This window comes from Candidatus Uabimicrobium helgolandensis, from assembly GCF_041508025.1.
Classification (GTDB): Bacteria; Planctomycetota; Uabimicrobiia; order Uabimicrobiales; family Uabimicrobiaceae; genus Uabimicrobium; species Uabimicrobium helgolandensis.
In genome coordinates this window covers 83,963-97,527 of sequence record NZ_CP165719.1, presented here as the reverse complement: position 1 = coordinate 97,527, position 13,565 = coordinate 83,963, and the positions used below count along the sequence as shown (strand labels likewise).

General features: G+C 41.0%; 14 protein-coding genes. 11 read left to right on the top strand and 3 right to left on the bottom strand.

Annotated elements, in window-relative coordinates; all coding sequences use genetic code 11:
• Window positions 1–57: 57 nt before the first annotated feature.
• Together UABHE_RS00355 and UABHE_RS00350 are read right to left on the bottom strand one after the other, a co-directional pair.
• A complete protein-coding gene (locus tag UABHE_RS00355) occupies window positions 58–315 on the bottom strand; it encodes a GNAT family N-acetyltransferase (RefSeq protein WP_372368133.1) in 258 nt (85 codons plus the stop codon).
• A 5-nt stretch (window positions 316–320) separates the two neighbouring features.
• Window positions 321–455 (bottom strand): hypothetical protein, encoded by a 135-nt coding sequence (locus UABHE_RS00350; RefSeq protein ID WP_372368132.1) that lies wholly within the window; start codon window positions 453–455, stop codon window positions 321–323.
• Window positions 456–867: 412 nt separating this feature from the next.
• On the opposite strand from UABHE_RS00350, the gene UABHE_RS00345 reads away from it, so the two are divergent.
• The 11 genes from UABHE_RS00345 (at window position 868) to UABHE_RS00295 (ending at window position 10,669) form a co-directional block, all read left to right on the top strand.
• Complete coding sequence (locus tag UABHE_RS00345) at window positions 868–1,791, top strand: formylglycine-generating enzyme family protein (protein WP_372368131.1); 924 nt, start codon at window positions 868–870, stop codon at window positions 1,789–1,791.
• 69 nt (window positions 1,792–1,860) lie between these two features.
• Window positions 1,861–2,739, top strand: coding sequence for a formylglycine-generating enzyme family protein (locus UABHE_RS00340; protein ID WP_372368130.1), 879 nt, complete (start codon window positions 1,861–1,863; stop codon window positions 2,737–2,739).
• A gap of 125 nt (window positions 2,740–2,864) precedes the next feature.
• Window positions 2,865–3,749, top strand: a complete 885-nt coding sequence (locus UABHE_RS00335; RefSeq protein ID WP_372368129.1) for a formylglycine-generating enzyme family protein — start codon at window positions 2,865–2,867, stop codon at window positions 3,747–3,749.
• Window positions 3,750–3,867: 118 nt separating this feature from the next.
• The gene (locus UABHE_RS00330) at window positions 3,868–4,698 is read left to right on the top strand and encodes a formylglycine-generating enzyme family protein (protein ID WP_372368128.1); all 831 of its coding nucleotides are present in this window, start codon (window positions 3,868–3,870) and stop codon (window positions 4,696–4,698) included.
• 118 nt (window positions 4,699–4,816) lie between these two features.
• On the top strand, window positions 4,817–5,698 hold the full coding sequence (locus UABHE_RS00325) for a formylglycine-generating enzyme family protein (RefSeq protein ID WP_372368126.1): 882 nt from the start codon (window positions 4,817–4,819) through the stop codon (window positions 5,696–5,698).
• Between the two features lie 105 nt (window positions 5,699–5,803).
• Window positions 5,804–6,685 (top strand): formylglycine-generating enzyme family protein, encoded by an 882-nt coding sequence (locus UABHE_RS00320; protein ID WP_372368124.1) that lies wholly within the window; start codon window positions 5,804–5,806, stop codon window positions 6,683–6,685.
• Between the two features lie 118 nt (window positions 6,686–6,803).
• Entirely contained in the window at window positions 6,804–7,685 is an 882-nt protein-coding gene (locus tag UABHE_RS00315) for a formylglycine-generating enzyme family protein (RefSeq protein WP_372368123.1), read from the top strand.
• Between the two features lie 105 nt (window positions 7,686–7,790).
• On the top strand, window positions 7,791–8,672 hold the full coding sequence (locus UABHE_RS00310; protein WP_372368122.1) for a formylglycine-generating enzyme family protein: 882 nt from the start codon (window positions 7,791–7,793) through the stop codon (window positions 8,670–8,672).
• Window positions 8,673–8,790: 118 nt separating this feature from the next.
• Window positions 8,791–9,387: a formylglycine-generating enzyme family protein gene (locus UABHE_RS00305; RefSeq protein ID WP_372368121.1), complete on the top strand. Its 597-nt coding sequence runs from the start codon at window positions 8,791–8,793 to the stop codon at window positions 9,385–9,387.
• 32 nt (window positions 9,388–9,419) lie between these two features.
• Window positions 9,420–9,662, top strand: a complete 243-nt coding sequence (locus tag UABHE_RS00300; protein ID WP_372368119.1) for a formylglycine-generating enzyme family protein — start codon at window positions 9,420–9,422, stop codon at window positions 9,660–9,662.
• Window positions 9,663–9,778: 116 nt separating this feature from the next.
• On the top strand, window positions 9,779–10,669 hold the full coding sequence (locus UABHE_RS00295; RefSeq protein ID WP_372368117.1) for a formylglycine-generating enzyme family protein: 891 nt from the start codon (window positions 9,779–9,781) through the stop codon (window positions 10,667–10,669).
• Window positions 10,670–10,786: 117 nt separating this feature from the next.
• On the opposite strand, the gene UABHE_RS00290 is transcribed toward UABHE_RS00295, so the two are convergent.
• On the bottom strand, window positions 10,787–13,396 hold the full coding sequence (locus tag UABHE_RS00290) for a hypothetical protein (protein WP_372368116.1): 2,610 nt from the start codon (window positions 13,394–13,396) through the stop codon (window positions 10,787–10,789).
• Window positions 13,397–13,565 lie beyond the last annotated feature (169 nt).

Genomic DNA, 13,565 nt, shown 5'->3' with positions numbered 1-13,565 from the left:
GTGAACTTGGACGTGTCGACGCGCTTTTAGAAGACTATGTTGCTTTTTTCAATTCTCTTAGAGCATAATTTTTAACTTAGGTCCACTAAAAACAAAACCTTGGCGCTCGTAAAACAACTGTGTTCTTTTCCATGTAGAAGACTCAGGAGCAGTAACATCAACCCTTGGCCATCCTTTATCTTTGCCCCAGGTAATTGCGGCTTCTATTAACTTCGCTCCGATGCCATGCCAGCGATATTCGGGTTCGACATACATTTCGTTAATTATTCCGTAATAACCATTGGCATACACAGCAAACGCTTGCACAACCGTCATAATCCCTACAACTTATTCCCTGTATATGCAACAAAAGCCACAGCTTCTTGCGATTTCTCCCAAGCTGCTGAAAAGGCATCGTAAATTCCAAGAAACGGAACAATGTTTTGTAATTGAATTTCTTTTTTTAAGTTATCCATATCTCTCTCAATATATTTAGTATTTCGTAGCGGTATGCTCATACTCGTGTGTATAGATTTAAAGCTAAAGTATTGCATAGAAATGAGTTCGGGATAATGGTAAGGATGTTGACATATTCCTAGTGGAATTAACCATAAAAATATGGGGGCAAAATGAGTTCCAATAGCATAACAAATCTAAAAATAGAATTAGAAGAATATTCAGAAAAAGTAAGTAAATTTTTTAGATAGAGAAAGAGGAGGAATATTAGTCAAAGAAACAAGCTTCGCAAAACGAGAAAGAAGATTAACCGTTTATATTTTTGTCGCTGTACGAAAGAGGCGGTCGTCGAGAAGAGATTTGATGGAAGAATAGAATTGAGGTAATATCTATATAAAAGTACGATTTTACAAATGAATTTTGGAGTTTGAGATGAAAAAGATAGTAAAAGGGAAGTCATTAAAAGAAGTAGAGGCAAGTACTAAATATATGGGGTGCACGTTTTATTTAGACTGTGTTGACGGCGAAGATTTTACAGGAACAGAGTTTGACAACTGTTCATTTCGCGGATGGTTTCGCGATTGGGGACGAGATGAATATGGGTTGTGGATAGCGTTTACTTATAAAAACGTGCGTCAAGTGATGCGTTGGATAAGACCAGGAACGTTTATGATGGGATCTCCAGCAACAGAAGACCGATATGAAAATGAAGTACTACACCAAGTGACGCTTAGCAAGGGTTTTTGGTTGGCAGAGACAGAGTGTACTCAAGAATTGTGGGAAGCAGTGATGGAAAATAATCCAAGTGAGTTTGAAGGTGAGAAGAAGCCTGTGGAGAAGGTAAGTTGGGATGATTGCAGCGCGTTTATCGAAAAACTAAATAAGGAGGTGTTGGAATTAGAATTGTGTTTACCAACAGAAGCACAGTGGGAATATGCATGTCGCGCAGGAACAACGACAGCGTTTAACTTTGGTGAAAGCATTACAATGAACCAAGTGAATTACGATGGGAGAGCAACAGTAGAAGTAAAATCGTTTGGATGCAATAACTGGGGATTGTATGAGATGCACGGGAATGTGTGGGAATGGTGTAGTGATTGGTATGATGAATATGATATTTCGATAACAACGGATCCTATGGGAACTATTAGTGGTTCGTACCGTATCGTACGTGGCGGTAGCTGGAGGAACTTTTCGTCCAGGCACGTACGGTCGGCGTTTCGTAGCAGATACGAGCTCGATCACCGCAGCGACTACATTGGTTTTCGGTTTTGCTTGAGGTCACAAAATAAAGCAGCGGACTGTGAGAGAGAAATGTATAGGAGACGGCGGAGCCGTCGGGAAGACATTTCCTGAAAGGATAGAACTAAAGAAAGTAATATTGATATAAAAGTACGATGTTATAAATGAATATTGGAGCTTGTAATGAGTAAAAGAATAGTAAAAGGGAAGTCATTAAAAGAAGTAGGAGCAAACACGAAATATATGGGATGTACGTTTTATTTAGAGTGTGTTGACGGCGAAGATTTTGTAGGGACAGAATTTGACAATTGTTCATTTCGGGGATGGTTTAGCGATTGGGGGCGAGATGAATACGGGTTGTGGATGGCGTTTACTTATAAAAACGTGCGCCAAGTAATGCGCTGGATAAGACCAGGAACGTTCATGATGGGATCTCCAGAAACAGAAGAAAATCGAGAAGAAGATGAAGTACAACATCAAGTGACAATTAACAAGGGATTTTGGCTGGCAGAAACAGCGTGTACTCAAGAACTGTGGGAAGCGGTGATGGAAAATAAACCAAGTGAGTTTAAAGGTGATAAGAAGCCTGTGGACAGTGTAAGCTGGGATGATTGCAATGCGTTTGTCAAGAAACTAAACGAGGAGGTGTTAGAATTGGACTTGTGCTTGCCAACAGAGGCACAGTGGGAATATGCATGTCGCGCAGGAACAACGACAGCGTTTAGCTTTGGTGAAAGTATTACAACGAACCAAGTGAACTATATGGGACAATCAACAGTAGAAGTAAAATCGTTTGGATGCAATAATTGGGGATTGTATGAGATGCACGGGAATGTGTCGGAATGGTGTAGTGATTGGTATGATGAATATGATATTTCGATAACAACAGATCCTGTTGGAGCTATTAGTGGTTCTTTCCGTGTCATTCGTGGCGGTTACTGGTTCGATTCGCCTAGGTTCGTGCGCTCTGCGTCCCGCAGCAGGCGCGTTCCCGGCTACCACGGTGCCCTCATTGGTTTTCGGTTTTGCCTGAGGTCACACTTGCCTGAGGTCACAAAATAAAGCAGCGGAGCTGTGAGAGAGGAATGTATAGGAGTCGTCGGGAAGACATTTCTTGAAAGGATAGAACTAAAGAAAGTAATATCGATATAAAAGTACAATTTTACAAATGAATTTTGGAGCTTGAGATGAGCAAAAGAATAGTAAAAAGTAAGTCATTAAAAGAAGTACAGGCAAACACGAAATATATGGGATGCACGTTTTATTTAGATTGCGTTGACGGCGAAGATTTTACAGGAACAGAGTTCGACAACTGTTCATTTCGTGGATGGTTTCGCGATTGGGGGCGAGATGAATACGGATTGTGGATGGCGTTTACTTATAAAAATGTGCGACAACTGATGCGTTGGATAAGACCAGGAACGTTTATGATGGGATCTCCGGAAACAGAGGAAGGTCGAAATGAAGATGAAATGCAACATCAAGTGACAATAAGCAAAGGGTTTTGGTTAGCAGAAACAACGTGTACTCAAGAACTGTGGGAAGCGGTGATGGAAAATAATCCAAGTGAGTTTAAAGGTGATAAGAATCCTGTGGAGAATGTAAGTTGGGATGATTGCAGCGCGTTTATCGAAAAGCTAAATGAGGAGGTGTTAGAATTGGAATTGCACTTACCAACAGAGGCACAGTGGGAATATGCATGTCGTGCAGGAACGACAACAGCGTTTAGTTTTGGTGAAAGTATTACAACAAACCAAGTGAATTATGATGGGGAAACAACGGTAGAAGTAAAATCGTTTGGGTGCAATAATTGGGGATTGTATGAGATGCACGGGAATGTGTGGGAATGGTGTAGTGATTGGCATGAAGATGAATATGATATTTCAATAACAGCGGATCCTACTGGAGCTATTAGTGGTTCTTTCCGTGTCTTACGCGGCGGTTCCTGGTGGTACGATTCGTCTGGGTTCGTGCGCTCTGCGTCCCGTGGCAGAAGCGGGCCCGACGACCGCGACGACGTCATTGGTTTTCGGTTTTGCCTGAGGTCACAAAATAAAGCAGCGGAGCTGTGAGAGAGAAATGTATAGGAGACGGCGGAGCCGTCGGGAAGACATTTCTTGGAAGCATAGAACGAAAGAAAGTAATATTGATATAAAAGTACGATGTTACAAATGAATTTTGGAACTTGAGATGAGTAAAAGAATAGTAAAAAGTAAGTCATTAAAAGAAGTAGAGGCAAACACGAAATATATGGGATGCACGTTTTATTTAGATTGTGTTGACGGCGAAAATTTTACAGGAACAGAGTTCGACAACTGCTCATTTCGTGGATGGTTTCGCGATTGGGGGCGAGATGAATACGGATTGTGGATGGCGTTTACTTATAAAAATGTGCGACAACTGATGCGTTGGATAAGACCAGGAACGTTTATGATGGGATCTCCAGAAACAGAAGAAGGTCGAGATGAAGATGAATTACAACACCAAGTGACAATTAGCAAGGGATTTTGGTTGGCGGAGACAACATGCACTCAAGAATTGTGGAAAGCGGTGATGGAAAATAATCCAAGTGAGTTTAAAGGTGATAAGAATCCTGTGGACAGCGTAAATTGGCATGATTGTAATGCGTTTATTGAGAAACTAAACGAGGAAATATTAGAATTGGAATTGTATTTGCCAACAGAGGCGCAGTGGGAATATGCATGTCGTGCAGGAACAACGACAGCGTTTAGTTTTAGTGAAAGTATTACAACGAACCAAGTGAATTATAGCGAAGAATCAACAGTAGAAGTAAAATCGTTTCGATGCAATAATTGGGGATTGTATGAGATGCACGGAAATGTGATGGAATGGTGTTGGGATTGGCATTGTTCTGGCTATGTCGTACGCGGCGGTTACTGGGGCAATTCGTCTGGGTTTGTGCGCTCTGCGTGCCGCGACTGGTACGAGCCCGACGACCGCGACAACGATATTGGTTTTCGGTTTTGCCTGATGTCACAAAATAAAGCAGCGGAGCTGTGAGAGAGAAATGTCTTCCCGACGGCTCCGCCGTCTCCTATACATTTCTTGAAAGGATAGAACGAAAGAAAGTAATATTGACATAAAAGTACGATGTTATAAATGAATTTTGGAGCTTGAGATGAGTAAAAGAATAGTAAAAGGGAAGTCATTAAAAGAAGTACAGGCAAACACGAAATATATGGGATGCACGTTTTATTTAGATTGTGTTGATGGCGAAGATTTTACAGGAACAGAGTTCGACAACTGTTCATTTCGTGGATGGTTTCGCGATTGGGGGCGAGATGAATACGGATTGTGGATGGCGTTTACTTATAAAAATGTGCGACAACTGATGCGTTGGATAAGACCAGGAACGTTCATGATGGGATCTCCAGAAACAGAGGAAGGTCGAAATGAAGATGAAGTGCAACATCAAGTGACAATAAGCAAAGGGTTTTGGTTAGCAGAAACAACGTGTACTCAAGAACTGTGGGAAGCGGTGATGGAAAATAATCCAAGTGAGTTTAAAGGTGATAAGAAGCCTGTGGACAGAGTAAGTTGGGATGATTGCAATGCGTTTGTTAAGAAACTAAACGAGGAGGTGTTAGAATTGGAATTGTGCTTTCCAACAGAGGCTCAGTGGGAATATGCATGTCGTGCAGGAACGACAACAGCGTTTAGTTTTGGTGAAAGTATTACAACAAACCAAGTGAATTATGATGGGGAAACAACGGTAGAAGTAAAATCGTTTGGGTGCAATAATTGGGGATTGTATGAGATGCACGGGAATGTGTGGGAATGGTGTAATGATTGGTATGATAAATATGATATTTTGATGACAACAGATCCTGTTGGAGCTATTAGTGGTTCTGACCGTGTCATTCGCGGCGGTAACTGGTGGCTCGTTTCGTCTGGGGACGTGCGCTCTGCGTTCCGTGACAGGGTCGGGCCCGCCTACCGCGACGACGTCATTGGTTTTCGGGTTTGCCTGAGGTCACAAAATAAAGCAGCGGAGCTGTGAGAGAGAAATGTATAGGAGACGGCGGAGCCGTCGGGAAGACATTTCTTGAAAGAAAGTAATATTGATATAAAAGTACGATGTTACAAATGAATTTTGGAGTCTTCAATGAGTAAAAGAATAGTAAAAAGTAAGTCATTAAAAGAAGTAGGGGCAAACACGAAATATATGGGATGCACGTTTTATTTAGATTGTGTTGACGGCGAAAATTTTACAGGAACAGAGTTCGACAACTGCTCATTTCGTGGATGGTTTCGCGATTGGGGGCGAGATGAATACGGATTGTGGATGGCGTTTACTTATAAAAATGTGCGACAACTGATGCGTTGGATAAGACCAGGAACGTTTATGATGGGATCTCCGGAAACAGAGGAAGGTCGAAATGAAGATGAAGTGCAACATCAAGTGACAATAAGCAAAGGGTTTTGGTTAGCAGAAACAACGTGTACTCAAGAACTGTGGGAAGCGGTGATGGAAAATAATCCAAGTGAGTTTAAAGGTGATAAGAAACCTGTGGACAGAGTAAGTTGGGATGATTGCAATGCGTTTGTTAAGAAACTAAACGAGGAGGTGTTAGAATTGGAATTGTGCTTGCCAACAGAGGCTCAGTGGGAATATGCATGTCGCTCAGGAACGACAACAGCGTTTAGTTTTGGTGAAAGTATTACAACAAACCAAGTGAATTATGATGGGGAAACAACGGTAGAAGTAAAATCGCTTGGGTGCAATAATTGGGGATTGTATGAGATGCACGGGAATGTGTGGGAATGGTGTAATGATTGGCATGATAAATATGATATTTCGATGACAACAGATCCTGTTGGAGCTATTAGTGGTTCTCTCCGTGTCCTTCGCGGCGGTGACTGGGGGCTCAATTCGTCTGGGTACGTGCGCTCTGCGTACCGTTTCAGGGTCGAGCCCGACTACCGCAGCGACTTCTTTGGTTTTCGGCTTTGCCTGAGGTCACAAAATAAAGCAGCGGAGCTGTGAGAGAGAAATGTATAGGAGACGACGGAGTCGTCGGGAAGACATTTCTTGGAAGCATAGAACGAAAGAAAGTAATATTGATATAAAAATACGATGTTACAAATGAATTTTGGAGCTTGAGATGAGTAAAAGAATAGTAAAAAGTAAGTCATTAAAAGAAGTAGAGGCAAACACGAAATATATGGGATGCACGTTTTATTTAGATTGTGTTGACGGCGAAAATTTTACAGGAACAGAGTTCGACAACTGCTCATTTCGTGGATGGTTTCGCGATTGGGGGCGAGATGAATACGGATTGTGGATGGCGTTTACTTATAAAAATGTGCGACAACTGATGCGTTGGATAAGACCAGGAACGTTTATGATGGGATCTCCGGAAACAGAGGAAGGTCGAAATGAAGATGAAGTGCAACATCAAGTGACAATAAGCAAAGGGTTTTGGTTAGCAGAAACAACGTGTACTCAAGAACTGTGGGAAGCGGTGATGGAAAATAATCCAAGTGAGTTTAAAGGTGATAAGAAGCCTGTGGACAGTGTAAGTTGGGATGATTGCAATGCGTTTGTTAAGAAACTAAACGAGGAGGTGTTAGAATTGGAATTGTGCTTTCCAACAGAGGCTCAGTGGGAATATGCATGTCGTGCAGGAACGACAACAGCGTTTAGTTTTGGTGAAAGTATTACAACAAACCAAGTGAATTATGATGGGGAAACAACGGTAGAAGTAAAATCGTTTGGGTGCAATAATTGGGGATTGTATGAGATGCACGGGAATGTGTGGGAATGGTGTAATGATTGGTATGATAAATATGATATTTCGATGACAACAGATCCTGTTGGAGCTATTAGTGGTTCTTACCGTGGCCTTCGCGGCGGTTACTGGGGGCTCGATTCGTCTGGGAGCGTGCGCTCTGCGTACCGTTTCAGTTTCGTGCCCGACTACCACGGCGACAACATTGGTTTTCGGTTTTGCCTGAGGTCACAAAATAAAGCAGCGGAGCTGTGAGAGAGAAATGTATAGGAGACGGCGGAGCCGTCGGGAAGACATTTCTTGAAAGAAAGTAATATTGATATAAAAGTACTATGTTACAAATGAATTTTGGAGCTTGAGATGAGTAAAAGAATAGTAAAAAGTAAGTCATTAAAAGAAGTAGAGGCAAACACGAAATATATGGGATGCACGTTTTATTTAGATTGTGTTGATGGCGAAGATTTTACAGGAACAGAGTTTGACAATTGTTCATTTCGTGGATGGTTTCGCGATTGGGGGCGAGATGAATACGGATTGTGGATGGCGTTTACTTATAAAAATGTGCGACAACTGATGCGTTGGATAAGACCAGGAACGTTCATGATGGGATCTCCGGAAACAGAGGAAGGTCGAAATGAAGATGAAATGCAACATCAAGTGACAATAAGCAAAGGGTTTTGGTTAGCAGAAACAGCGTGTACTCAAGAACTGTGGGAAGCGGTGATGGAAAATAATCCAAGTGAGTTTAAAGGTGATAAGAAGCCTGTGGACAGAGTAAGTTGGGATGATTGCAATGCGTTTGTTAAGAAACTAAACGAGGAGGTGTTAGAATTGGAATTGTGCTTTCCAACAGAGGCTCAGTGGGAATATGCATGTCGTGCAGGAACGACAACAGCGTTTAGTTTTGGTGAAAGTATTACAACAAACCAAGTGAATTATGGTGGAAAAGCAACAGTAGAAGTAAAGTCGTTTCCATGCAATAATTGGGGATTGTATGAAATCCACGGAAATGTGTGGGAATGGTGTAATGATTGGCATGATAAATATGATATTTCGATGACAACAGATCCTGTTGGAGCTATTAGTGGTTCTTACCGTGTCATACGCGGCGGTAGCTGGAGGAGCGATTCGCCTTGGTTCGTACGCTCTGCGTACCGTAACAGGAGCGAGCCCGGCTACCGCTACGGCAACATTGGTTTTCGGTTTTGCCTGAGGTCACAAAATAAAGCAGCGGAGCTGTGAGAGAGAAATGTATAGGAGACGGCGGAGCCGGCGGAAAGACATTTCTTAAAAGCATAGAACTAAAGGAAGTAATATTGATATAAAAGTACGATGTTACAAATGAATATTGGAGCCTTCAATGAGTAAAAGAATAGTAAAAAGTAAGTCATTAAAAAAAGTAGAGGCAAACACGAAATATATGGGATGCACGTTTTATTTAGACTGTGTTGACGGCAAAGATTTTAGAGGAACAGAGTTCGACAACTGCTCATTTCGCGGATGGTTTTGCGATTGGGGGCGAGATGAATACGGGTTGTGGATGGCGTTTACTTATAAAAACGTGCGTCAAGTGATGCGTTGGATAAGACCAGGAATGTTCATGATGGGATCTCCAGAAACGGAGGAAGGTCGATTTGAAAATGAAGTGCAACACCAAGTGGCAATTAGCGAGGGATTTTGGTTGACAGAGACAACGTGCACTCAAGAATTGTGGGAAGCGGTGATGGAAAATAACCCAAGTACGTTTAAAGGTGATAAGAAGCCTGTGGAGAAGGTAAGTTGGGATGATTGTAATGCGTTTATCAAAAAACTAAGCGAGGAAATATTAGAATTGGAATTATGCTTGTCAACAGAGGCACAGTGGGAATATGCATGTCGCGCGGGAACGACAACGGCGTTTAGTTCGGTGAAAGCATTACAAGAGACCAAGCGAATTATTCTGGAAAAACAACAGTAGAAGTAAAATCGTTTCAGTGTAGTAGTTGGGGATTGTATGAGATGCATGGAAATGTGTTCGAATGGTGTAGTGATTGGTATGATGAATATGATATTTCGATAACAACTGATCCTGTTGGAGCTATTAGTGGTTCTAACCGTGTCTTACGTGGCGGTAGCTGGTGGTTCGTTTCGCCTGGGTACGAACGGTCGGCGTCCCGCGTCAAGGTCTCGCCCAGCTTTCGCTACGGCAACATTGGTTTTCGGTTTTGCGTGAGATCGCAAAATAGCAGTTGAGCTGAGAGAAACGTATAGGAACGGTAGAGCTGTCAGGGAGACGTTTCGGGAGAAAATAGAGGTAAAGTAAGGTTAATATAAAAGTACGATTTCACAAACGAATCTTGGAGATTTCAATGAGTAAAAAAATAATAAAAGGGAAGTCATTAAAAAAAGTAGAGGCAAATACCAAATATATGGGATGCACGTTTTATTTAGACTATGTTGATGGCGAAGATTTTACAGGAACAGAGTTTGACAACTGCTCATTTCGTGGATGGTTTAGCGATTGGGGACAAGATGAGTACGGGTTGTGGATGGCGTTTACTTATAAAAACGTGCGCCAAGTAATGCGCTGGATAAGACCAGGAACGTTTATGATAGGATCTCCGGAAACAGAAGAAGATCGAGAAGAAGATGAAGTACAACATCAAGTGACAATTAGCAAGGGATTTTGGCTGGCAGAAACAGCGTGTACTCAAGAACTGTGGGAAGCGGTGATGGAAAATAACCCAAGTGAGTTTAAAGGTGATAAGAAACCTGTGGACAGTGTAGATTGGGCTGATTGTACTGCGTTTATGGAGAAACTAAACGAGGAGGTGTTAGAATTGGACTTGTGCTTGCCAACAGAGGCACTGTGGGAATATGCATGTCGCGCAGGAACAACGACAGCGTTTAGTTTTGGTGAAAGTATTACAACGAGCCAAGTGAATTACTATGGAGAAAGAACGGTAAGAGAAACGGTCGGAGTAAAATCGTTTGGGTGCAATAATTGGGGATTGTATGAGATGCACGGGAATGTGTGGGAATGGTGCAGTGATTGGTATGATGAATATGATATTTCGATAACAACAGATCCTACGGGAACTATTAGTGGTTCTCTCCGTGTCTTACGCGGCGGTAGCTGGTTCGATTTGCCTCGGGACGTACGCTCGGCGTACCGTTTCAGGTACGTGCCGGGCCTCCGTGTTGACTACGTTGGTTTTCGGTTTTGCCTAAGGTCGCAAAATAAAGCAGCGGAGCTGTGAGAAAGAAATGCCCTAAATTGTTATCGAAATTTTATTTGTAAATTTAAAAGGTAAAATTACTATTTGCAACTTTACCTTTTAAATGTCGACACGCCTTAACTAACGTTGGTTTATCAATTACTTCGGCAATCCTGATGTATCTATATGTTTATTTGTGTCTGTTCCTCCAAGCCACAACGTAAAATAGCGGCTTTTTAAGCCCACAACGCGAGCATTTACAACTTGTATAGCTGGCAATTTCACAGTATAAAGGACCTTTCCGTAGCGATCTTTTACTTCCTTGACAGGGGTAAAAGAAGTTGTACCATCGATAATGGCTACAAATTCAAGGTCTAGTAAACCTGGGTATCTCCAATCCATTTGATTTTTTAGAGTTAAGCCATGCTTATCGACAATTTGTTGTCTAAAATCACGAAAGATTTTGAATTGTCCTAGTTCTACTTCGCGAAATTTTTTCCACATCATTGGGTCCCAAACATAAGAAAACATTTCGTTTCCGTGAGGTAAAAACCAGCCTTTTTTAGTCCAGCTAGCAACAGGAAATTTTGCATTAGCAATGATTTTCCCTTGGTACTCTTCTGGCGATTTCAACATAGCTTGGCGATCTGCTTTTACCTGTTGGTACTGGCTTTTAAATTTTGCAAATCCTTGATCTGCGGCTTTTTTGGAAGCAACTTCAACACGCACTAGTAATTCTTGTTTCAATTTCTGTAGAGAGCTTTTTACTGCATTGAATTTATCTCCAAACACAGCATAGTAGTCTAAGAAACTTTGAAGAATTTCATCTCCTTGGACCATTTTTTGGGCTTCGGCAATACTTTCCTTGCGAAAAGCTGATAGTTCTTTTTCTCTAGCATTGCGAATGCCATCACACTTGTATAAAAACTGAACATATCGTTCAGCTCTTTCGGTAAACGCCTTGTATACATCGCTGTGGCTTTGAATAGAAGGGTCCCTTACTCTACCTACAAATGTAAATAGAATAAACTTCGGCTTCTTGTGTAATTCGAGAAATTTCTTAAACGGAGGCATAAACACCAACGGTCCTTGGTTGCGCTTTGCTTCATTTGCCAACTCTGCTTGCGCTAATTCAAACTGTTCTTTTGAAAAATTATTCACATTGTTGCATAATTCTATAAAACCTTTTTTGATAGATGCACTTGACATGACTTTTTGAATTTCTTTTGCTTTGGTACGTACAAAATCTCCTCCACCGCTGCTTCCATAACGATTACGTCTTATATTCCGGCGATTGTTTGCTAGAGTTGATTTTTCAGCGGCTAGCTCAGCCATTTTTTTATCATCAAACTTAGCTTGGCAAGCTTGCTTTAATAAATTTATTGCCTTCATCCCTTCTGTAATTTCTTGTTGCATATGCGCTGATTCTTCAGCGTTTTTTACCGCAAGAATTGCATCAATTTGGCTTTCAAAATTTTTAATTTTTTGACGTAGTTCAACTACTTGAGAGTGAGTCGGGTGCGTTTTCTCTAATGTTTGTAATTCCTCATTTGCATACCTAATATTTTTTCGAGCAACCGCTGCATAGTCTTCTAAATACTGCTTTGTCATGCGTGGATTTTTTGAATTAGTTTCAAGCGTTTCAATGTTTTTTTCTACTGTTGTTAAACGAGAGCTAGCATATTTTAAACTGCTTCGTTGCTGGTATGACAGTTTCTTGCTCTCAACGTTATTTTCTTTCGGCGGATTGGTTGCCGTCGGTTCCTTGGTTGTGATTTGCGACAATCTTGCTTTTTGTTTTTGCAATAATTCTGCGGCTGATTTGATTTCTGAATGTTGAGAATATTTTTTTTGTAAAGGAAGTAGGTATTCCTCGGCGTACTTAATTTTTTTCGCAATAACATCTGGGTAAGTAACTCTGGAAGCTTGTGTTAAAAATGACTGCACACTTTTTAGTGACATTTTATCTCGATAGCTCAGTTGTTCATTTTTTTGTTTCGCTTCCTTAACGAGCTTTGCTTGTTGTTCGCGTTTTTGTTTTGCTTCTAATTCAAGTTTCGCTTTTGCTTGTTGTTCGAGTTTTTGTTTCGCTTCTGCCGCTAGTTTTGCTTCTAACTTCAATTTCTCTTTCGCTTGTGCAGCAAGTTTTGCCTCTCGTTCGAGCTTTTGTTTTGCTTCTGTAGCAAGCTTTGCTTCTAATTCCAATTTTGCTTTCGCAGCAGCTTGTAACTCAAGTTTTGCTTTTGCTTCTGCGACCAGTTTTTCTTCTTGAGATACTTTATCTAACCCTAGCACTACCGAAGCGCGCTGAATCATTTCTTCGCTTTTCGCAATTTGCTTTTGGTATTTGTTTTTATCAACACTCTTTAAAATAGCTACTTGTTTCTGCATATCTTTGAGTCTTTGAAGCAAACGCTCTTTTGAATAATACTGCCCTTTTTCAGCATTGGTTACTTCATGTTCTGCAAAACTAGTTTGTCTTTTTAATTTGTAATTTATATCCTCAGCTTGAATCAAATTCTTGACTTTATTAACGCGTGCTTGTAGTTTTTTTACATCTTCATGTTCTGGAACTTCCGCAAATAATTTATTTGCATACCTTTCAGCATAAGATAGGTACATTTTTGTGTTTTGCATCGACGGACCTTGCTCCGCTTTTTCTAAATAGTAAATAGCGTTTTTAAGATTACGTTTTTGCATACTTGATAGATCTTCAGCGTAAAGCGCGCTTATGACAAAGACCAACAAAAAAACGAATTTATTTTTCACTTTAATCTCCTTCTGATGGAATGCTAAGAGCTGTTATAGGCTCATTATTTTGCGACTTTCGTTTGTTAATTGCGAAATATATATCTACAATAACAAACGAAGGTTGCAATAAAAATAAAATTTTCACATAGGTTTTGTCGACATTTAGAGATTTCCCCAGAGCACGTTT